Here is a 19,531-nt window from a genome sequence, read left to right as displayed (position 1 = left end):
CCCCCGGTTTCGGGGCGGGCGGGCGAGGGCCGCGTCCCGTGAGCGCGGGGGTGCACCGCTTATGCTGCGGATTCGGTCGGTCGGTTCGGTTCCGGCGGGGCCACGAGCAGACAGGAGACACGCCGGGTGAACAAGTCCGAGTCGGTACAGGAGAATCCGTACCCCGACAGCCACGTCCCGGGCGAGGGGCCGCAGCCGCATCCACTACTGGCGCCCGTGCTGCCGCTCCTGGGCCGCTGGCACGGCCGCGGCCGCGGCGCGTACCCGACGCTGGAGAAGGACTTCCGCTACGAGCAGGAGGTGACCTTCAGCCACGACGGCCGCCCCTTCCTGTGCTACGAGGCCCGGGCGTGGCTGATCGACGAGGCCGGGGCCCCGGTGCGGCCGGCGGGGCGCGAGGCGGGGTGGTGGCGGGTGGCTCCCGACGCCTCCCTGGAGGTCGTACTCGCCCACCCCACCGGTGTCGTCGAGACGTACGTGGGGCGGGTGTCCGGTGGCGGGTTCGAGATCGAGACCAAGGACGTCTCGCTGACGCCGCTGGCCAAGGAGGTCACCGCCACGCGCCGCCGGTACACCGTCCAGGACGGGGAAATGACCGTCGTCCACGACATGGCGGCGGTGGGCCAACCCCTCCAGCACCACCTGACGACACATTTGCGCCGACGTCCCTGAGTCCCACGTCAACCACATGATGATCAATCCTGTCAGGAAGGTATTCGGGGCACTCACGCCGCACAGGCGCCGTTCATCGACAGCCGTACCGCCCTCCGCAGGCGGCGGTGACGACCTCCCTGCTATCGCGGCAACCATCGCACTTCGGCTCCGTTCGGGTGAAAGCAGCCCCGGACTTCGGCCGGGCGGGGACCCGTGGCCTCCGCCCGGCCGGGTGAGGATGAGGCGCCGACTCAGGCGAGCGTGACCAGGCCGCGGTAGTCCTCGCTCCACAGGTCCTCGTCCGCGTCCGGCAGCAGCAGGACCCGGTCGGGGCGCAGGGCGTCGATGGCGCCCTCGTCGTGCGTGACCATCACGATCGCGCCCGGGTACCCGCCGACCGCGGCCAGGACTTCGCCCCGGGAGGCGGGATCGAGGTTGTTGGTCGGCTCGTCCAGCAGCAGCACGTTGGCCCCGGAGTGCACCAGCCCGGCCAGTGCCAGGCGGGTCTTCTCGCCGCCGGAGAGCACCCCGGCCGACTTGTCGGCATCATCCCCGGAGAACAGGAACGCGCCCAGCACGTGCCGCGCCGCGCCGTCACCCAGGTGCGGGGCGGCTGCGGACAGGTTCTGTCGGACCGTCAGATCCAAATCGAGGGTGTCGTGCTCCTGCGCGAAGTAGCCCAGGCGCAGTCCGTGACCGTGCACCACCCGGCCGGCATCCGGCCGTTCCGTGCCGGCCAGCAGACGCAGCAGGGTGGTCTTGCCCGCGCCGTTGAGGCCGAGTACCACCAGGCGGCTGCCCCGGTCCACGGCAAGGTCGACGCCCTTGAGTACCTGGTGGTCGCCGTAGGACTTGGTCAGGCTGACCGCACCCAGCGGCGTCCGCCCGCACGGCGCCGGCTCGGGCAGGGCGATCTTGGCGATCCTTTCCGTACGCCGTGCCGGTTCGAGCTCTGTCAGCATCCGGTCGGCGCGCCGGGCCATGCTCTTGGCCATGGCGGCGGTTGCCGAGCGGGCCTTCATCCTGTCGGCCTGCGCGTGCAGGGTGGCGGCCTTGCGTTCGATACTCGCCCGTTCGCGGGCGCGACGCCGTTCGTCCGCCTCCCTTTGGGCGAGGTAGGTGTCCCAGCCGGTGTTGTGGATGTCGATCGTGGTGCGGGTGGCGTCCAGATGGAAGACCCGATTGGTCACGGCGGCCAACAGCGAGGTGTCGTGACTGATCACGACCAGGCCGCCGGTATGGGCCTGGAGGAAGGTGCGCAGCCAGCCGACCGAGTCGGCGTCCAGGTGGTTGGTCGGCTCGTCCAGCAGCAGGACTCCGCGCGGGCCGGCGAAGAGGATACGCGCGAGGTCCACTCGGCGGCGCTGGCCTCCGGACAGGGAGCCCAGCGGATCGTGCAGGACCCTGCCGGGCAGCCCCAGGCCGGCGGCCACCCGGGCGGCCTCGGCCTCGGCGGCGTATCCGCCGCCGGCCTGGAAGGCGGCGTCGGCGCGGGCGTACGCGTTCATCGCCCGGTCGAGCACGTCGGGCGAGGCGGCGTCGGCCATCGCCGTCGCGGCCGTTCGCAGCTGGCGCCGCGCCCGGTCCAGGCCGCGGGCGGACAGGATCCGGTCGGTGACGGTGACCTGCTGGTCCGTGGCACGGGAGTCCTGGGCGAGGAAGCCCACCGGACCGGTGTGCGTGACGGTGCCCGCAGCCGGCCGGGTGCGCCCGGCAAGGACGTTCATGAGGGTGGTCTTGCCCGCTCCGTTGCGGCCGACCAGGCCGATGCGGTCGCCGGGGGAAACGGTGAAGGAGATGTCGGAGAGCAGCAGGCGGGCGCCCGCGCGCAGCTCGACATCACGAAAGGTAATCATGGGATGACGCTCCGAGAAAGCAAAAGGACACACTTCTGATGTGGAAGCGGGTCCTCAGCTAGGAAACTCGGGGCGTAGACATGCGTCCACGGTAACCGATGCCCCTGGTCCGGCGCCTCTCCGTTCTCCGACGGCAGCGATCGCCGCAGGTCAGGATGATGCTCGGCCGGATCGACGGGCGTCGGTCCTCGCCTGCCGGTAGCGTCCGGCGGAGCAGGAGCACCGGGAACGGTAGCGCGTCGGCTTCTACGGAACCGGTCGCAGGCGTGGGCCTGACGGGATCCTTGCCGACCGTCGGCAACCCCGACCGGAGCGCGCGGTGGGCCGTCTTCTTGCGCGTCCCTGCCGGACGGAAGGGGCAAATGGGTGATCTTGGCGTATGCCGGGGTCCCTGCGGGTGCCATGGACTCGGGTGGCAAGCCGCAGCCGGCCGGACAGGAGCGGTTCCCGGGCGGCCGCCCGGGAAGAGCACGTGCCGTCGGCGCCCATCTCCGGACGGCACGCCAGATGCGGACATCCCCCCGTACAGCCTGACCACATGTTAGGGATATGACCGGAAAGGTCCGCTAAACAGGAGGTACATCAAGATGCGTGCGACTCTTCTCCGCGTGGCGACCGTGCTGGGTGGCGCGGCAGTGATGGCCGCCGTCGGCGTCGGCGCAGCCAGCGCCGACGGGGTGGGCAGCTCGGGCATCGGCAACCATGGCGTGGGCAACGCCGGCGTCTTCAACGACGGCGTGGGCAACGCGGGCGCCTTCAACGACGGCGTGGGCAACGCGGGCATCTTCAACCACGGCGTGGGCAACGCGGGCATCGCCAACTGGGGTCTGGGCAACGCGGGCATCGCGAACACGGGCATCGGCAGCCACGGCATCGGCAACTCGGGCATCGGCACCGCCGGCATCGGCAACTGAGACACCCCATCGGCCCGCTCAACCACGTGAAACGACGCGCCCGGCCACCGGCCGGGCGCGTCCACTTGGCCCACCCCTCACCGGTTGCGGGGTGCCGGTCACGCGAGTGAGGCTCGGAACCCCGTTGAGCGACACCGGCCAGGATTGTGCGCTCGTGCGGATCCAGGACCCAGGACCCCGCACAGCGCAAGCCCCTCCTGGGCGCCTGCGGCCACCGTCAGTGCGCGGCCACCCTCGGAAGGGGGCACCCCGGGCCGGACCGCGTTCGGGGACGAGGGGCCGGGGCCTGTCCCGCGCGTACCCTTCCGGCACGGGTCATTGCAGGGAGCGCCGCACGACAGCGAACCCCTGCCGGGTCCCTCGCCGTGCTGGTGACGGCCTCAGGCGGAAGGCGGGAGGGCAGCACCGGTGCGGGAGCACAGCCGGGAGTCGAGTACCGCTCCGAGGAGTTCGGCGTCGGGTGCTGTCAGCAGGCGCTTGGGCAGCACGATCGCCCAGGTCCTCAGGCGGACCTTGCCCACGACCACGTAGAGTCCCGCGGTTTCGTGATACCGCGTCATCTCCTGCCAACCGAAGCGCTTGATCTCCACGCCGTCGAGAACGGCCGCGATGCCGTTGCCGTCGACCACGCAGTCCGCGCCCTCGTGGGCCTGCTGGGCGCGGAAAGCATGAGTGACGATCCGCCGGGGTGCCAGCAGGGCGAACACGGTCGCGTAGACGACGGCCGCGGCCACGAGGCCGATGTTCACCGAGCCACCCTCTGCATCGACGCGTACCCCTAGAGAGGCGATGGCCAACGCGCCTGCGGCAGCGAGCAAACGCAGTCGCCGGAACGTTCCTGCAACCTTCAGTCCCTCACGGAGCTCGCTCTTCTCCACCCTGCCCTTGAACCGCAGGACCACCTCGCCCGTTCCTCGGGCCTGCTGCGACTGTCGTACGTTGATGTCTTCCACAGGAGCGGAGCATAACGCTCCGCCGGATACCGGCAGCCAGCCACCTTCTCACCGCCTACACCGAGCGCCCGGCCTCCCGTGCACGCCGCGGCGGCGTCCGCTGCGACCTGGTTCAGACCGGGCTTGCCACGGGCCGGCGGCCGGACCGTCGGGGTCGAGGCCGTCGGGCCGTGGACGGCGGCCGGCGCCAGTCGTCCGGCCGGCGTCGACTGCCGGCAGGTGGGGGTCTTCCGCAGCTGCACGGCCCCCGGCGGCTTCTCGCAGCAGGGCAAGGAGCCGAGGGCGCGCCGCTGGGCCGTCGGCAACGTTGGGGGCCGCCGAGGGGTGGCGCGGTCTTCATGGCCGTCAGCGGGCCAGGGAGACGGCGAAGGGCTTGAGGCCGTGCCGGCGCAGGATGTGGGGCACGATCAGGATCATGGCCTCCGTGGCGCGGGCCGTGTCGATGCCGCCGAGGTCCTCGATCTGACCGGGGTGCCAGCCGAGGTCGCCGAGCAGGTCGGCAACGGCCTTCTTCGCGTGGTCGTCGTCGCCCGAGAGGTAGGCGGTCGGCGGGGTGGCGAGGGTTTGAGGGGTGGTCATGACCGTGAAGAGCATGGTGTTGAGGGTCTTGACCACGTGGGTGTCGGGGAGTGCCGCCTGGAGCTTCTCGGCGAGGCTACTACCCGGATAGCACAGGTCTTCGGGCAGGCCGTCCGCGGCGTCGCGGGTGGCGTTGGAGACGTCGATGAGGATCTTGCCTGTGAGTTCGCCCCGCAGGCCGGTGAGGCGGTCCAGAGAACTGTCGCCGGGGGTTGCGTTGATCACGATGTCGGTGGTGCGGGCTGTGGTGCGGTGGTCGGCGTAGGCGATCTGCGGCGCCGGTGCGAGCCCGGTGGTGCGGGCTGCGGTGTCGTGCCGGCCGCGGTGGCCGAGGGTGATGTGGTGTCCGGCTGCGGAGAGCCCGGCAGCGAGGTTGGTGGCAACGCGGCCGGCGCCCAGGATGCCGATGCGGGTCATGTGGTGGTGCTCCTTGCGGTCTCGGGATGGTGACGGGGGCGGTGCGGGCACCGCAGGTCAGGCGATGGGCGCGAGGGTCTTGAGGGCGGCGGCGTGGATGCCGGGCGCGGAGGCCAGGAAGTCGCGGCTGGCGGTGTTCCAGGGGGCGCCCGCCAGGTCGGTGACGGTGCCTCCGGCCTCGGAGACCAGCAGGGCACCGGCGACCCGGCCGGAGCGGACGTCGGAGAACTGCCAGAACGCGTCCGCGCGTCCAGCGGCGACGTGGATGAGTTGCATCGTGGCGGGAACGGACACGCGCACGACCAGGCCGCTCGTGAGCATGGCGGTGACGGAGTCGCCGATCCGCCGGAAGGTGCGCTCGTCCTCGCCGGGCCGGGCCTGGCCGGTGCCGGTGAGCGCAGCGCCCAGGTCGGTCTTGGCGGACACCTTCAGAGGACGGTGGTCGAGGTGGGCTCCGTGGCCGGCGACCGCGGTGTAGGTGGCACCGGTCAGCGGCAGGTGGACAACGGTGAGTACCGGCTGGTTGTCGCGGACCAGGGTGGCGGTCACGGCCCAGTCGTCCATGCCGTGGACGTGGTTGATGTTGCCCTCGGCGGGGTCGACGACCCACCACTCCCCCGGCGGGAGCGCGCCGCCGGCCAGTTCGTCCTCGGCCCACTGCGACCCCGGACGGGCCCGCAGCAGCGGTTCACGCAGTACCTCCAGTACGGCGTCGTCGTTGGCGTGGATCTCGGCGACGACCTCGTCCAGACTCACGCCCCGGGCGTGCGGGGTGTGGCGGTCGCGCAGCGCGGCGCCGGCGGTCCTCACCGCGGCCGTCACCTCGGGCAGGAACGTGGTACCGGCGTCGAAGGGCATGGCTGTGCTCATGGCGGGCTCCCTGGGGATCGGTTGAGGAGGGGTGGAGCGGGGTGGCTGTCCAGCTCCCCGCACATCGAAAGTAGGCCGCCCGATCGTTAACAACAAGTGCATGCTTGTCACTTGTAGAGTTACTGCCATGCAATTGGATCTGAATCTGCTCACGGCCCTGGACGCCTTGCTGGAAGAGGGCAGCGTCGCCGGGGCCGCGGCCCGCCTGCACGTCACCCCACCGGCGATGAGCCGCTCGCTGGGCCGCATCCGCAAGGCCACCGGTGACCAGATCCTGGTCCGCACCGGCCGCAGCATGGTGCCCACCACCCGGGCGCTGGAGATGCGCGCCCAGGTCCACGCCCTGGTCCAGCAGGCCCACCAGCTCCTCTCCGCGCAGCAGGAACTCGACCTGGCGTCTCTGGAGCGGGTGTTCACCGTGCGCTGGCACGACGCACTGACCGCGGCCTGCGGCACCGCCCTGATCACCGCCGTCCACCGCCGCGCCCCCGGCGTCCGGTTGCGCCTGCCCGCCGAACCCGGGACGGACGACGCCGAGCTGCGCCGGGGCGACGTCGACCTCGCATCAAGTGCCGGCGCCCCGGCTCTCCCCGACATCCGCCACCGGCTCGTGGGCAGGGACCGGCTCGTCATCGCCGTCCGGCCGGGCCACCCGCTCTCCGAGGGCACGCTGAGCCCGGAACGCTACGCCGCCGCCGAGCACCTCACCGTCTCGCGGCGCGGACACCTGCGCGACCGGATCGACGACGCCCTGGGCGCACGCGGCCTCGAACGACGCGTCACCGCCGCCGGACCCACCGCCGCCTTCGCCCTGCAACTCGCCCTCGACACCGACCTGGTGACCACCCTCCCCGACGCCGTCACCCGCACCGCCCGCAACCGACTCGGCCTGGTCACACTCCAGCCGCCGCTCCCGCTGCCCGACGTCCCCCTGCACCTGCTGTGGCACCAGCGCTACGACGACGACCGCGCCCACGCCTGGCTGCGCGAAACGGCAGCCGAAACCGTGCAGGCACTCTTCGCACCCCGGCCGCCCGTCAACGCTGCCTGAGCCCGCCGGAACGGAAGGCGCCCCGTGCACCCGCGCGCGGGCTGCCTCGGTCGACCCGGGTCGCCGTCCAGCAGCATCCCACTCGTCGTTCCGCACCGTTCGCAGTGACGGCGGTTCCGAAGCGTGGCGTTGTCAGTGGTGGGCAGGATGATGACCTTCATGACCGAAAACAGTGCCCTGCTCTCGCCCGGCGCCTACGCCGAGGCCGTGACCACCGCCGTGGCGGCGTCGGCCGCCTACTACGGCGACGGAACCACCCCGCTCGGCGATGACGAGTACGACCTGCTGCTGCGTGCCATCGCCACGTACGAGCAGGCACACCCGGACGCGGTGCTCGCCGAGTCGCCGACCGGGAAGGTGGCGGGCGGGGCCGTCCAAGGGGACGTGCCCCATTCCGTGCCGATGCTCTCCCTCGACAACGTCTTCGACGCCGAGGAGTTCGCCGAATGGGCCGCGGGGCTGGAACGGCGTCTGGGACACCCCGTGGCCGGGTGGTGCGTGGAACCGAAGCTCGACGGCCTCGCGGTGGCCGCCCGCTACCGGGGCGGCCGGCTCGTGCAGCTCCTCACCCGCGGCGACGGCTTGGCGGGCGAGGACATCACCCACGCCGCCGAGGCCGTCCTGGGTCTACCGCCGCGCCTCACCGAACCGATCGACGTCGAGTTGCGCGGCGAGGTGCTGCTGACGACCGCGCAGTTCGAGGAGGCCAACCGGATCCGGCTCGCCCACGCCGCCACGCCCTTCGCACACCCGCGCAGCGGGGCGGCCGGCACCCTGCGGGCCAAGGACCGCCCCTACCGGATCGAGCTGACGTTCTTCGGCTACGGCGCGGTCGGCCTGGACGGCCTGGACGGCCTCGGTCACGTCGCCCTGCTGGAGCGGCTGGCCCTGCTCGGTGCGAACACGGCCGCCGGCACGGTCACGGCGCCGGTGCGGTGCGAGACCGTGGAGCAGGTGCAGGACCGTATCGACGTGATCGCCGGGCTGCGCACAGAACTGCCCTTCGGAATCGACGGTGTCGTCGTCAAGGCCGACTCGGCCGAGGACCAGCGCCGGGCCGGCAACGGTTCACGTGCCCCGAGGTGGGCGGTGGCCCGGAAGCTGGCAGCCGAGCACAAGGTGACGCGCCTGCTGTCGGTGGAGTGGAACGTCGGCCGTACCGGGATCATCGCCCCACGCGCCGTCCTGGAGCCCGTGGTCATCGACGGGGTGACGGTCACCTACGCCACGCTCCACAATCCGGCCGACATCACCCGTCGCGGGCTCATGATCGGCGACCAGGTGTACGTGTACCGGGCGGGCGATGTGATCCCCCGGGTCGAGGCGCCACTGGCCGACCGGCGCACCGGCGGCGAGAGCCCGATCGTCTTCCCCGGGGTGTGCCCCCGCTGCGGCGACGCGATCGACGCCTCCGAGCAGCGGTGGCGGTGCGTGCGCGGCCGGAGCTGTCAGGCCGTGGCCTCGGTGATCTACGCTGCCGGCCGTGACCAGCTCGACATCGAGGGTCTCGGCGGCATTCGCGCGATCCAGCTGGTGGAGGCCGGTCTGGTCACGGACATCGCCGATCTCTTCACGCTGACCCGTGAGCAGCTCCTCGGTTTGGAGCGGATGGGAGAGACCAGCGCCGCCAACCTCCTGGCCGCGATCGAGACCGCCCGCGGGGCCGCACTGAACCGTGTGTTCTGCGCCCTCGGCGTCCGTGGCACCGGGCGCACCATGTCCCGCCGGATCGCGGCGCACTTCGGTTCGATGGCCGCGATCCGGGCGGCCGGCGCCGAGACGCTGGCCCTGGTCGACGGGATCGGCACCGAGAAGGCCCGTGTCATCGCGGCCGAACTCGCCTCACTCGCCCCGCTTCTCGACAAGCTCCAGGCCCAGCAGGTCGGCGTCCAGGCCGCCGAGCCCCAGGAGCCTGCCGCCGACGAAGGCGGCAGCGAGGACCCGGCGGCGGGCGGCCCGCTGGCCGGGCAGGCCGTCGTGGTCACCGGCTCCATGGCCGGCCCCCTCGCGGCGCTGTCACGGAACGAGATGAACGAGCTGATCGAACGGGCCGGCGGAAAAGCATCGTCATCGGTGTCCAAGCGCACCACCCTTCTGGTCGCGGGCGAGAAGGCCGGCTCCAAGCGCGCCAAGGCCGAAGACCTCGGCATCCGCATCCTCGACCCCGAGGAGTTCGCCGTCCTCGTTGCCGACCTCCTCCCCACCGCGTAGTCGGCCTTACCCGGCCGGGAGGCCGGCCGCTCCGGCGCCATCCGGAGAGGCCTTGACCTCATGTGTGCTTCAGGTTGGAGGCTTTCTCGTACGCCGCGGCCGGACCACAGCCGGGCACTTCTCACCTTGGGGGAACTCTCATGTCACGCGCCGCAGTACAGAACCCGGTCCGCCGTTCCGGCTTCGGCTGGTGGAAGACGCTGGCCAGCGGCGCGCTCGGGGCTGCCGCGGTCAATCTGGCCGTCCTCGCCGTCGCAGAGCTGGCCGGTGCCTCGCTCGTCGTCGTCGACGGCGGCGAAGAACACCCGATCACGGTCGGCGGCGTCATCGGATCGTCCGTTGTGCCGCTGGTCGCCGGGGTGGGTGTCGCGCTCCTGCTGGCCCTGTGGAAGCCGGTCTTCCTGCGGATCGCGCAGTACGCGGGCAGTGGGCTGGCACTGCTGTCGGTCGCCGGCCCGCTGTCGTCCGACGCGGACGGCGGCACCGTCGCGGCCCTGTCCCTCATGCACATCACGCTCGGCGTGGCGGTCTTCACCACCCTGCGGTTCCACCGCCGCCATGGCTGACCCGGCGGACGCCGGACCGGGTCGGGGCGGACCGACTCACCCGCAGGGCACGTCGGCGGCCCGGGCGGGCGACCACGGTGTCAGTCGTCGGAGGGTGCGGCGGGTGGGCGGCATCCGGCGCGGGCGGCTTCGCCCTCCGTGCGCGGCCAGTACCGTCCTTCGAGGGCCTCCGCGCTGCGATTGAGCCGGACCAGGACGTCCGCGAGCCGTCGCACGTCCTCGGGGGACCAGTCGGCGACCACGCGGGCCAGGCAGGAGCGGTTGACCTCACGGTCACCCGCCAGCCGGCGCCCGCCTTCGTCGGTGATCCGCAGCTTGCGCGCCATGCCGCCGTCCGGGTCCGCGACGCGCTCGGCCAGTCCGCAGCGCAGCAGCGCGGCCGTCTGGCGGTTCACGGTGGAGGTGTCGAGCCCGAAGGCCTCCGCCAACTGTCCGATGGACATGGGCCCTTGCGTGTCGATCCGGCTGAGCAGCAGGTAGGCCGAGCGCTCCAGGCGTTCGGGGTCACGGTCACGCCGGCCGAGCACCTGGTGGCGCGAGAGCAGCATCAGCTCCCGTTCGAGTTTCTCCAGCACGTCGCCTCCCTGCTCCTTTCCGGCGCTCCATTATCGCCACCCCGCGGCGATATGCATGATACACATCCTGTGTACTATGCACTTCTCGCACGGCTCGTCGCCGCCCCACCCCGACGAGCCACAGCCCCAACCCGGAGGACCCGCATGACCGTCACCACGTCCACCGCCTCCCGCGCGGCCGAGATCCTCTCCCGCCCCGTCACGCTGAACGGCCTGACCGTGCGCAACCGCATCGCCATGGCGCCGATGACGCGCATGTTCTCCCCCGGCGGCGTGCCCGGTGAGGACGTACGGGCGTACTACGCCGGCCGGGCCGCCGCCGGCGTGGGCCTGATCGTCACCGAGGGGACCTACGTCGGCCACGAGTCCGCCGGGCAGAGCGACCGGGTTCCGAGGTTCCACGGCGAGGACCAGCTGGCGGGATGGGCGGAGGTCGCCGCGGCCGTGCACGAGGCCGGCGGCGCGATCGTGCCCCAGCTGTGGCACATAGGCATGGTGCGCAAGCAGGGCGAGGCCCCGTACCCCGACGCGCCCGCCGTCGGCCCCTCCGGCATCCGCGTCGACGGCACCGAGGGAACCGGCAGGGCCATGACCCACGCCGACCTCGACGACGTCATCGGCGCGTTCGCCGACGCCGCCGCGGACGCCGCGCGGATCGGCTTCGACGGCGTCGAACTGCACGGCGCACACGGCTATCTGCTCGACCAGTTCCTGTGGGAGCGCACCAATCGCCGCACCGACGCCTACGGCGGCGACGCGGTGGCCCGCACGAAGTTCGCCGCGGAGATCGTGGCCGCGGTGCGCCAGCGCGTCCCCGCCGACTTCCCGGTGATCTTCCGCTACTCGCAGTGGAAGCAGGACGCCTACGACGCCCGGCTCGCGCAGACCCCGCAGGAGCTGGAGGCGATCCTGGCCCCGCTGGCGGCCGCCGGCGTCGACGCGTTCCATGCCTCCACCCGGCGCTACTGGATCCCGGAGTTCGAGGGGTCGGACCTCAACCTCGCGGGCTGGACCAAGAAGCTCACCGGCCGACCGGCCATCACCGTCGGATCGGTCGGTCTCGACGGCGACTTCCTGCGCTCCTTCGCCGGGGAGGGAGCCGCGCTCGGCGACCTCGACAACCTCCTGGACCGCATGGAACGCGACGAATTCGACCTGGTCGCCGTCGGCCGCGCCCTGCTCCAGGACCCGCACTGGGCGGCGAAGGTCCTCGGCAACCGCTTCGAGGAACTGAGGCCGTACGACGCGGCGGCACTCAGGTCGCTCAGCCACTGACGGCCACCGCCCGGACAGCCGCTCCGCGAACGCCCCGTGACATCGGTCCGCCGATGCCACGGGGCGTTCGCGCTCCGGCTGCCCCGCCCGCGCGGCCGCTCCGGACGCCGCCCGCCCCAGGGGCAACCACCCGCACGGCGATGTAAAGAACTCTTGACACGATGTGCCGGATGCTTGACATTGGTCATGTCCGGTTTTCTTTACATGGGGAGTGGTCGTGGCAATCGAGGAGAAACGCGCGTGGATCATGATCGTGGTCACCCTCGCGTCGTACGGGGCCTACCTGGCGGCCGTCCTCGGGCGGCCGGGCAGCGAGCCCCTCGCCGAAGCGCCGTACGTGGCCGCCCTGCTGTGGACGGTCGGCGCATCCGTCGTCGCCTCGGTCGCGCTGCACATCACCGCCGCGCTCCTCACCCCCGAGGAGGACCGGGCCAAGGACCAGCGCGACCGGGAGATCCACCGCTTCGGTGAGCACGTCGGCCAGTCCTTCGTCGCGATCGGCGGCGTGACCGCGCTCGTGCTGGCGATGGCCGAGGCGGACCAGTTCTGGATCGCCAACACCCTCTACCTCGCCTTCGCGCTGTCGGCTGTGCTCGGCTCCTTGGCGAAGATCGCCGCCTACCGGACGGGGTTCCAGACGTGGTGAGGCCCACGCTCGTGACCAACAGGATCCGGGCCCTGCGCTTCGCCCACGGCGAGATGACCCAGGCCGAGCTGGCCCGCCGGATCGGCGTGACCCGGCAGACCGTCATCGCCATCGAACAGGGCCGGTACTCGCCCTCCCTGGAGAAGGCGTTCCAGATCGCCCGCGTGTTCGCGGTACCGCTCGACGCGGTGTTCCAGTATTCGGAGACAGAGGGAGACCCGTCGTGAAGGCCATGGTGCAGGACGTGTACGGACCGCCCGAGGTCCTGCGCATCGAGGAGACCGAGCGGCCCGTACCGGGCCGCGGCCGGGTACTCGTACGGGTTCACGCAGCCGCCGTGGACCAGGGCGTCTGGCACCTGATGGCGGGCATGCCGTACGCGGTGCGTGCCGCCACGGGCCTGCGGGCGCCCCGGAGCCGCGTGCGGGGCATGGACCTGTCGGGCCGGGTGGAGGCCGTCGGCCCGGGCGTCACGCGGTTCCGGCCCGGCGACGAGGTGTACGGGAGCGGCGAGGGGTCGTTCGCCGAGTACGCGTGCGCCAAGGAGGGAGCCCTGGCGCCGAAGCCGCGGAACCTCGGCTTCGAGGAGGCCGCCGCCGTGCCCGTGTCCGGGTGCAGCGCCCTGCAGGCCCTGCGGAGGACCGGCCGGGTCGAGCCCGGACAGTCGGTGCTGATCCTCGGGGCCTCGGGAGGCGTCGGCTCCTTCGCCGTGCAACTGGCCAAGGCCTTCGGCGCACGCGTCACCGGAGTGTGCAGCGCCGCCAAGGCCGACTTCGTCCGATCCCTGGGCGCGGACGAGGTCATCGACTACGCCGTCGCGGATCCCACCGACGGCAGCCGCCGCTACGACCTCGTCCTCGACATCGCGGGCAACCGCCCCATCGGCCGCCTGCGCGGCGCCCTCACCCCGCGCGGAACCCTCGTCATCGTCGGCGGGGAGGGCGGCGGGCGCTGGCTCGGCGGGAACGAACGGTCCCTCGGGGCCCTGCTGCTGTCTCCCTTCGTCTCCCACCGCCTCCGCCCGCTCACCTCCCTGGTGCGCGCCGGCGATCTGGAGGCCCTCACGGAACTCCTGGAGGCGGGCTCGGTCTCGCCCGCCGTGCACCGCAGTTACCCACTGGCCGGTGTTCCGGACGCCATCCGCGACCTGCGGGAGGGCCGGGTACGCGGGAAGGCCGTGATCCGCCTGTAGCGAGCGCCGGCCCCGGCCGTCCCCGTGCTCCCCGGTTGCGCGGCCGGACTCCCCGTCGGCCGGGCGGTCAGACGCGGTCGAGCCGGTCCGCGCCGTCGAGGATGGCCAGTTCTCCGGGGGTGGCCTGGGACTTCCACTCGGGGGCGACCGTGGCGTACGTGGTGACGTCGTGCCAGCAGCCCTGGGTGCGGAAGAGCTGGCGCAGGGTGGCCTCGGGCTGCAGGCCTGCGGCGCGCATCACCTGCGGCATGAAGTGGTGGTCGCTGCGGTGGCCGGCCCAGATGCGGTGCAGACGCAGATGCCCGAAGCCGTAGGCCATCAGCAGGCGGCCCGCCTCGTGGCCGTGCCCGCGGACGGAAGCGCCGGGAAGCAGGACCAGGCTGGTGAGCATCGCGTTGCTGCCGTAGTCCTCGACGAGCAGTCCCATGGTGCCGACGAGGGCGTCGTCCTCCGGGGCACAGACGGCGAGGGTGTACTTGCGGCGCGGATGGGTGTGCGGCTGGGCGAGGCTCTGGGCGAAGGCGTCGTGGGCCTGGCCCGGGTCCATGCGGTCGATGCCGAGATATCGGGTGAGCACGCGGTGGGTGAGGATCCGGGCGAATGCCTCGTGGTCGCCGGCGTGCAGTTCGCGCAGCCGGAGGTGGTCACCGCGGAGTTCGGGGACTCGGTTCACCGGGTGGCTCCGTGCGGTGCGGGCAGCGGGTGCGCGGCGGGGACGAGGACGTCGAGGTCGATGCAGTGGCGGCCGGACGGCAGCGGCTCGCCGAGCAGGATGCGGCGGGCCGTGTCCGTGACCAGGGCCGCGCCGAGCATGACGCCGCTGGCGAGCTGCGGCCAGCTGGAGAGGGTACGGCCGACGCGGGTGAGCGCGTCGGTCATGGCGGGGCTCAGGCGCTGCTCGTCGACGACGGTGCGGAGGAAGCCGATGGCCGCCTCCCGGTCGAGGTCGCGTACGTCGGCGGCGGTCGTGGCACCGATGCGGCCGTGGAAGAGCGGGCGGTCCCCTTCGAGGTCGAAGCGCTCGACGTCGAGGAGTCCCCGGTCGTTCGTGTCCATGAGGACCGGAATCCTTCGCAGGCGGGCGTGTTCGCGGGCGGCGACCTTGACCCAGGGGGTGTCGCACTCCTCGACCAGCAGGTCCAGGGCGCGGTCACCGTCGCCGACGAAGTCCTCGACGGTCTCTTCGGTGATGCCCCCGCGGTGGACCTCGATGTCCAGGTAGGGATCGAGTTCGTACATGCGCCGGGCGCACAGCACGCTCTTCTCCAGACCGAGTTCGTGCACTCCGACCTGGAGTCGGTTGAGGTTGGACAGGCCGACGCGGTCGAAGTCGGCGAGCCTGAAGGCGCCGCCGACGCCCTCCATCGCACAGGTCACCGCGGCGCTGCTGCCCACCGACAGACCGATGACGCCCACGCGGCGGCGGAGCAGGTCCTGCTGCTGGTCACGGGTGATCTTGTCGCGGTTGCGGTCGGTGCGGACCAGGCGGAACTCGGCCTCGGGCAGCAGGTGCACCAGGCGTCCGGACCACGGGTACCAGATCCAGCGGCCGTACGCGGCGGGCCGCTCGCCCAGGACGTCGGCCACCGCGTCGGCCGGTGACCGGCCGCCGAAGGGGTCCCGGGGGTCCCGGCAGCGCAGGAGTTCGTCAACCTGCTCCTCGATCCGGTCGTGGACCTCGCGCAGGCGGGCGGACGCGCTCAGCGCGGTGAGGGTTGCGGCGTCGTCGGGGCGTGCGGGGTCCAGCACGACCGGACGAAACGATTCGCTCGCTTCGCGGGCGGAAGGCAGCGCGAAGCGGTCCGGCGCGGCGCCGGACTCGATGGTGTGAGTCATGGCCCGGACGCTAGCAACCGGACGATCTTGAAGGAGCGGACATCACCCGCGGGCGCACGCTCGAATTGATCTTCTACTGAACGCGCCTCCCGCGCGCCGTATGCGCCCCCTTCCCCGACGGCCCGGGCGGGGGGCACCACGGATCGAGAGACCCCTGGAGGACTGTGCCCGGCGGTCGGGTGGAAAACCCGGTGCGTGGCCGGGGCCGGAAACGCGTAAGGTCTTCCTGTTGATCAGGGGGAGAAGGTATTGATGCAGGTCAGAACCAGACGTGGATTCCTCGGCGCGTCCGCGGCGATCGCCGTGGCGTCGTCCGTCGGCGCTTGCGGAGCACGGCGTGGCGGCGCGCCGCAGGCCACGGACCCGCTCGACGTGTCGGCGACGGCCAACCTGCCCGCGGCCCGGGAGTCGCTGGCCGCGGACGGCACCACCATCGTGATCGGCAACCCGTCCGCTCCCCTGTCGGTACGGGTCTACGAGGACCTGAGCTGTCCGGCCTGCGCCGATTTCGAATTGGCAGGCAACGGCCCCTACCTGAAGCAGGCCGCCCGCAACGACGCACTGCAACTGCAGTTCACCCTGGGGTCCTTCCTCGGCCCGGGGTCGAAGTTCGCCGCGAACGCACTGCGCGCCGCCGTGGACCACAACAGGTTCGCCAAATACCACGAGGTGCTGTACCGCCACCAGGCCAAGGTGCGCAAGGCCGGCGGTTTCACCAGGGACCGGCTGCTGACCCTGGCCGTCAAGGTGCCGGGCCTGCGCGGCCCGGAGTTCGACGCGGCCGTGCTGGAGACCAAGCACCGGGACTTCGTGGAGGCCGCGGACGAGGCGATGGCCGCGTCGCCTGCCGAGGGGACCCCCACCATGGCGGTCAACGGCGTCCCGGTGCCGACGGACAGCCGCGGGCTCTACGACGACCGCGACCGCCTCTACCGCCACCTGCGCAAGGCGGCGGCCCGGTCCTAGACCGAGGCACGGAGCGACCGCGCGCCGCTCTCTGCGCGCCCCCGGGCCGGTCGCGCCCGGCCCGCCGCCCGGCGCCGTCGAACCGGGCGGTCGGGGACGCCCCGCCGGGGCGCACGACCCCGGGCGGCCGCAGCCCCCGCCGGATGCGGGCGCCGTACCCACCCCGATCCGGCACCGACCCTCCCGCGTGCGGTCTCCGGCGCCTCCCCGGCGTCTCCCGGGGCCAGCGGCGCCTTCCGCGGCGGGGATTACGACACCCTCGCCGCCGTCCCGGCTCCCACCGCCGGGGCTCACCGGTCGGGGCGTTCGCCATCCGGGGAGGCAGGGTCATCGCGCTCGACACCCCACCGCCCAGGGGCGCACCGAGCGCCCGTCACGCCCTCCAACCGAGCGTCATCGGCGGCCGCCGGGCCTCCTCCACCCCGGTCACCACGCACCCCTCCGCGCCAACTGGCGGACTCCGCACGGAAGCCGACGGGTCGGCAGGCGGGAACGGCGCACGACCCCTCACCGGTCGTGACGGAGAGAATTCAGGAGGTAGCAATTAGATGAATTCCTGACTGAATTCCCGTCAACAAGCTTCCGCATCATATCTCGATTTGATAACAACCCGGCCCCAAAGGACTGGACCTTTACCGCGCAACGCGCGTAACTGGCTTGCTTTAAAGGCTAGTTGAGTGTTCGTCAAATTATGCCGACAGGTAACGGAATGATTTCCTGGACCGCGCCCCCGTTTGTCCGAATTCTCCGCGGCATTCGTCTGGCAGGCTTCCGCGAACCCGCTAGTCCGACATCGATTTGAGGTGCCCATGACAGGCCGTCGCAGACGTGCAGCCGACCACCGCCGCAAACCCAGGCGGTTGATACTCGCCACCGCCGCCGTGGCAGCAGGAGCGGTAATAGCCGCGGGCATCGCCTACTCCGGGCTCGGCGACGGCGCCCAGGCCGCCGACACCGTCGAGGCCGCCGCCTCCGCTCCGGCCGCCGCGCCCGCCCGGGACGAGGAGCCGGAACCCCTCGCCGCGGCCCCCTCCAACGAGAACGCGCGCGGCATGGTCTACGACGGCCTCCAGCCCGCACCCAAGGGCGACCGCTGCGTCGGCGTCTACCGCACCGGGGACGGGCACTGCACCCATGGCCCCGACGCGCCGCCCAAGGGCGTCGACATCACCAAGGACATCCCGCCGGCCGTGAAGGAGACCGCCCCGGCGGCCGACCCGGCCAAGCCGTCGACCGACGACCCGGCCACCAAGGAAGGCGGCGGGCGTCCTCAGGACGCGCCCGCCGCCGACGCCGCGGCGACCAAGGAGACCGCGCCCCAGCCGGCGGCCACCGAGGGCGGCCAGGCCGTCGCGGCGGGCCCCGCGGGCCAGACCGTCCAGTGCGACGGCGACGGCAGCACCGGCAACCGCGTGCAGGTCGTGTACGTCCACGCCCCCGGCAAGGACCGCTACTCCGAGTACGTAGCCTCGTTCCGCAAGTGGGCGGCCGACGCCGACCTCATCTACTCGGCGAGCGCCAAGGAGACCGGCGGCGTACGCCACATCCGCTACGTCACCGCTGCGGACTGCACGCCGACCGTGCTCAACATCGAGCTCCCGGCCAACGCCCTGGGCGAGTTCAGTGCGACCAACAGGGCGCTCGCCGCCAAGGGCCTGGACCGCCGCGACCGCAAGTACATGATCTTCGCCGACAGCCAGGTCTACTGCGGCATCGGCACCTTCGCCGGCGACGAGCGTCCCGGCCAGTCGAACCAGAGCAACTTCGGCCCGTCCTACGGACGCACCGACTCCGGCTGCTGGGGCGGTCACACCGCCGCGCACGAGCTCGGCCACAACCTGGGCGCCGTCAACAACAGCGCCCCGAACACCAGCCGCGGCGCGCACTGCACCGACGAGTACGACGTCATGTGCTACTCGGACACTCCGTACTACCCGAAGATGCGCAACATCTGCACCAACAAGGCGTCCGAGAACATCCTGGACTGCAACCACGACGACTACTTCCACACCAGTCCCAAGCCCGGCAGCTACCTGGCCACGCACTGGAACATCGCCGACAACCAGTTCCTGATGAAGACCAAGGGCGGCGGTGGCGGCGGCACGGACCCCGGCCCGAACCCGAACCCGAGCCCGACGCCCACGAAGAAGCCGAGCCCGACCCCGACCAAGAAGCCCACGGGCGGACCGACCGCGACCGCGGCCCAGATCCAGTCCAACTCCGTCGTGGTGAGCTGGCCCAAGGTCGAGGGAACCGCCTGGTACCAGGTCGTGCTGAACGGCAAGCACCTGGCCTGGGTCCAGTCCCAGGTGCTGCGCATCTACAACCTCCAGCCCAACACCTCGTACACGGTGACCGTGTCGGCCCGTGACGGCTCCGGCCGCGACAGCGGCCCCGGCAAGGCCGCGACCTTCCGTACGACCGGGGCCGGCGGCGGCACGACCACCCCCGGCAGCCGTTACACGCTCGGCAACGGCAGCACCGGCATGGCGGCGGAGGTGTGGGGCGGCCGCACGGCCGACGGCACCGTGCTCGTCGGCGGCCGCGCCAACGGCTACGCCCAGCAGCAGTGGTACTTCGACGACGCGGGCAGCGGCCAGATCCGCATCCGGTCCGCGGTCTCGGGCAAGTGCCTCCAGCCGGGCAGCACGGTCGCGCAGGGCATGTGGGTCTCGCAGCAGCCCTGCGACAGGAACAGTCGCGCGCAGGCCTGGAAGCTGACGTCCCGCGGCGGCGCGGTGACCGTCACGGACCCGAGCGGCGGTTTCGCACTGACCGTCAGCAACCGCCCCTACTACGGGTACTGGCTGCTCGACCTCCAGCGTGCGGACGGCCGCGCGGCGCAGGCCTGGACCCTCCAGAAGTCCGGCTGAGCGCTCCCGCCACGCCCGGTGGCCCAGGCGCGTCCGCGCCGGGGCTCCGGGGCCACCCCGTGACGCCGTGATCCCGCCCCCGGCGGACGGCCGCCCC

The 19,531-nt window shown here is 72.1% G+C and carries 18 protein-coding genes; 11 read left to right on the top strand and 7 right to left on the bottom strand.

The genetic code is table 11. The features are described 5' to 3' along the window. Nucleotides 1-126 precede the first annotated feature (126 nt). The gene (locus tag ACFW2G_RS30895; protein ID WP_384448939.1) at nt 127-672 is read left to right on the top strand and encodes an FABP family protein; all 546 of its coding nucleotides are present in this window, start codon (nt 127-129) and stop codon (nt 670-672) included. A gap of 233 nt (nt 673-905) precedes the next feature. Here the strand turns inward: ACFW2G_RS30895 and ACFW2G_RS30890 are convergent, their stop codons facing one another. Then, nucleotides 906-2,510, bottom strand: a complete 1,605-nt coding sequence (locus ACFW2G_RS30890) for an ABC-F family ATP-binding cassette domain-containing protein (protein ID WP_384448936.1) — start codon at nt 2,508-2,510, stop codon at nt 906-908. A gap of 587 nt (nt 2,511-3,097) precedes the next feature. Between ACFW2G_RS30890 and ACFW2G_RS30885 the strand changes: the two genes are divergently transcribed. Next, nucleotides 3,098-3,424, top strand: coding sequence for a hypothetical protein (locus ACFW2G_RS30885; RefSeq protein ID WP_384448933.1), 327 nt, complete (start codon nt 3,098-3,100; stop codon nt 3,422-3,424). Between the two features lie 380 nt (nt 3,425-3,804). Here ACFW2G_RS30885 and ACFW2G_RS30880 read toward each other — a convergent pair whose 3' ends face one another. The 3 genes from ACFW2G_RS30880 to ACFW2G_RS30870 all read right to left on the bottom strand — a co-directional run bounded on the left by ACFW2G_RS30880 (nt 3,805) and on the right by ACFW2G_RS30870 (nt 6,243). Beyond that, a complete protein-coding gene (locus tag ACFW2G_RS30880) occupies nt 3,805-4,377 on the bottom strand; it encodes a hypothetical protein (RefSeq protein WP_384581764.1) in 573 nt (190 codons plus the stop codon). A gap of 345 nt (nt 4,378-4,722) precedes the next feature. Next, on the bottom strand, nt 4,723-5,373 hold the full coding sequence (locus ACFW2G_RS30875) for an NADPH-dependent F420 reductase (RefSeq protein ID WP_384581762.1): 651 nt from the start codon (nt 5,371-5,373) through the stop codon (nt 4,723-4,725). 57 nt (nt 5,374-5,430) lie between these two features. After that, a complete protein-coding gene (locus ACFW2G_RS30870; RefSeq protein WP_384581760.1) occupies nt 5,431-6,243 on the bottom strand; it encodes an inositol monophosphatase family protein in 813 nt (270 codons plus the stop codon). Nucleotides 6,244-6,370: 127 nt separating this feature from the next. Between ACFW2G_RS30870 and ACFW2G_RS30865 the strand changes: the two genes are divergently transcribed. From ACFW2G_RS30865 to ACFW2G_RS30855, 3 genes are all read left to right on the top strand, one after another. Beyond that, nucleotides 6,371-7,294, top strand: a complete 924-nt coding sequence (locus ACFW2G_RS30865; RefSeq protein ID WP_384448921.1) for a LysR family transcriptional regulator — start codon at nt 6,371-6,373, stop codon at nt 7,292-7,294. 159 nt (nt 7,295-7,453) lie between these two features. Further along, on the top strand, nt 7,454-9,505 hold the full coding sequence (ligA, locus tag ACFW2G_RS30860; protein ID WP_384581758.1) for an NAD-dependent DNA ligase LigA: 2,052 nt from the start codon (nt 7,454-7,456) through the stop codon (nt 9,503-9,505). Between the two features lie 140 nt (nt 9,506-9,645). Next, the gene (locus ACFW2G_RS30855) at nt 9,646-10,071 is read left to right on the top strand and encodes a DUF6069 family protein (RefSeq protein WP_384581756.1); all 426 of its coding nucleotides are present in this window, start codon (nt 9,646-9,648) and stop codon (nt 10,069-10,071) included. Between the two features lie 80 nt (nt 10,072-10,151). Here ACFW2G_RS30855 and ACFW2G_RS30850 read toward each other — a convergent pair whose 3' ends face one another. Continuing rightward, nucleotides 10,152-10,619: a MarR family winged helix-turn-helix transcriptional regulator gene (locus ACFW2G_RS30850; protein ID WP_078556590.1), complete on the bottom strand. Its 468-nt coding sequence runs from the start codon at nt 10,617-10,619 to the stop codon at nt 10,152-10,154. Nucleotides 10,620-10,790: 171 nt separating this feature from the next. Between ACFW2G_RS30850 and ACFW2G_RS30845 the strand changes: the two genes are divergently transcribed. From ACFW2G_RS30845 to ACFW2G_RS30830, 4 genes are all read left to right on the top strand, one after another. Continuing rightward, nucleotides 10,791-11,921 carry an NADH:flavin oxidoreductase gene (locus ACFW2G_RS30845; RefSeq protein WP_384448912.1) on the top strand — a complete coding sequence of 377 codons (1,131 nt, stop codon included), beginning with the start codon at nt 10,791-10,793 and terminating at the stop codon, nt 11,919-11,921. A 217-nt stretch (nt 11,922-12,138) separates the two neighbouring features. Continuing rightward, on the top strand, nt 12,139-12,567 hold the full coding sequence (locus ACFW2G_RS30840) for a hypothetical protein (protein ID WP_037922346.1): 429 nt from the start codon (nt 12,139-12,141) through the stop codon (nt 12,565-12,567). An 11-nt stretch (nt 12,568-12,578) separates the two neighbouring features. Further along, a complete protein-coding gene (locus tag ACFW2G_RS30835) occupies nt 12,579-12,794 on the top strand; it encodes a helix-turn-helix transcriptional regulator (RefSeq protein ID WP_225884534.1) in 216 nt (71 codons plus the stop codon). After that, the gene (locus tag ACFW2G_RS30830; protein ID WP_384448908.1) at nt 12,791-13,759 is read left to right on the top strand and encodes an NAD(P)-dependent alcohol dehydrogenase; all 969 of its coding nucleotides are present in this window, start codon (nt 12,791-12,793) and stop codon (nt 13,757-13,759) included. Before ACFW2G_RS30835 ends, ACFW2G_RS30830 begins: the two co-directional genes overlap by 4 nt. A gap of 67 nt (nt 13,760-13,826) precedes the next feature. Here ACFW2G_RS30830 and ACFW2G_RS30825 read toward each other — a convergent pair whose 3' ends face one another. Together ACFW2G_RS30825 and ACFW2G_RS30820 are read right to left on the bottom strand one after the other, a co-directional pair. After that, nucleotides 13,827-14,432: a GNAT family N-acetyltransferase gene (locus tag ACFW2G_RS30825; protein ID WP_384448905.1), complete on the bottom strand. Its 606-nt coding sequence runs from the start codon at nt 14,430-14,432 to the stop codon at nt 13,827-13,829. Next, nucleotides 14,429-15,595 carry a ThiF family adenylyltransferase gene (locus ACFW2G_RS30820; protein WP_384581754.1) on the bottom strand — a complete coding sequence of 389 codons (1,167 nt, stop codon included), beginning with the start codon at nt 15,593-15,595 and terminating at the stop codon, nt 14,429-14,431. The genes ACFW2G_RS30825 and ACFW2G_RS30820 overlap by 4 nt, the downstream gene beginning before the upstream one ends. 252 nt (nt 15,596-15,847) lie before the next feature. Between ACFW2G_RS30820 and ACFW2G_RS30815 the strand changes: the two genes are divergently transcribed. Together ACFW2G_RS30815 and ACFW2G_RS30810 are read left to right on the top strand one after the other, a co-directional pair. Continuing rightward, nucleotides 15,848-16,561: a thioredoxin domain-containing protein gene (locus ACFW2G_RS30815; RefSeq protein WP_037922337.1), complete on the top strand. Its 714-nt coding sequence runs from the start codon at nt 15,848-15,850 to the stop codon at nt 16,559-16,561. Between the two features lie 881 nt (nt 16,562-17,442). Beyond that, on the top strand, nt 17,443-19,434 hold the full coding sequence (locus tag ACFW2G_RS30810; protein ID WP_304949940.1) for an RICIN domain-containing protein: 1,992 nt from the start codon (nt 17,443-17,445) through the stop codon (nt 19,432-19,434). Nucleotides 19,435-19,531: the final 97 nt, after the last annotated feature.

It is taken from the genome of Streptomyces sp. NPDC058880 (assembly GCF_042742535.1).
Lineage (GTDB): Bacteria > Actinomycetota > Actinomycetes > Streptomycetales > Streptomycetaceae > Streptomyces.
Note: the sequence above shows the minus strand (reverse complement) of the source record. Positions and strands in the feature narration are given on the sequence as shown.

What these genes read in the sequence shown, in the direction of transcription:
- ACFW2G_RS30890 (WP_384448936.1), bottom strand. Translation starts at nt 2,510, where the DNA reads ATGATTACCTTTCGTGATGTCGAGCTGCGCGCGGGCGCCCGCCTGCTG.
- ACFW2G_RS30885 (WP_384448933.1), top strand. Translation starts at nt 3,098, where the DNA reads ATGCGTGCGACTCTTCTCCGCGTGGCGACCGTGCTGGGTGGCGCGGCA.
- ACFW2G_RS30875 (WP_384581762.1), bottom strand. Translation starts at nt 5,373, where the DNA reads ATGACCCGCATCGGCATCCTGGGCGCCGGCCGCGTTGCCACCAACCTC.
- ACFW2G_RS30870 (WP_384581760.1), bottom strand. Translation starts at nt 6,243, where the DNA reads ATGAGCACAGCCATGCCCTTCGACGCCGGTACCACGTTCCTGCCCGAG.
- ACFW2G_RS30865 (WP_384448921.1), top strand. Translation starts at nt 6,371, where the DNA reads ATGCAATTGGATCTGAATCTGCTCACGGCCCTGGACGCCTTGCTGGAA.
- ligA (WP_384581758.1), top strand. Translation starts at nt 7,454, where the DNA reads ATGACCGAAAACAGTGCCCTGCTCTCGCCCGGCGCCTACGCCGAGGCC.
- ACFW2G_RS30855 (WP_384581756.1), top strand. Translation starts at nt 9,646, where the DNA reads ATGTCACGCGCCGCAGTACAGAACCCGGTCCGCCGTTCCGGCTTCGGC.
- ACFW2G_RS30850 (WP_078556590.1), bottom strand. Translation starts at nt 10,619, where the DNA reads ATGCTGCTCTCGCGCCACCAGGTGCTCGGCCGGCGTGACCGTGACCCC.
- ACFW2G_RS30845 (WP_384448912.1), top strand. Translation starts at nt 10,791, where the DNA reads ATGACCGTCACCACGTCCACCGCCTCCCGCGCGGCCGAGATCCTCTCC.
- ACFW2G_RS30820 (WP_384581754.1), bottom strand. Translation starts at nt 15,595, where the DNA reads ATGACTCACACCATCGAGTCCGGCGCCGCGCCGGACCGCTTCGCGCTG.
- ACFW2G_RS30815 (WP_037922337.1), top strand. Translation starts at nt 15,848, where the DNA reads ATGCAGGTCAGAACCAGACGTGGATTCCTCGGCGCGTCCGCGGCGATC.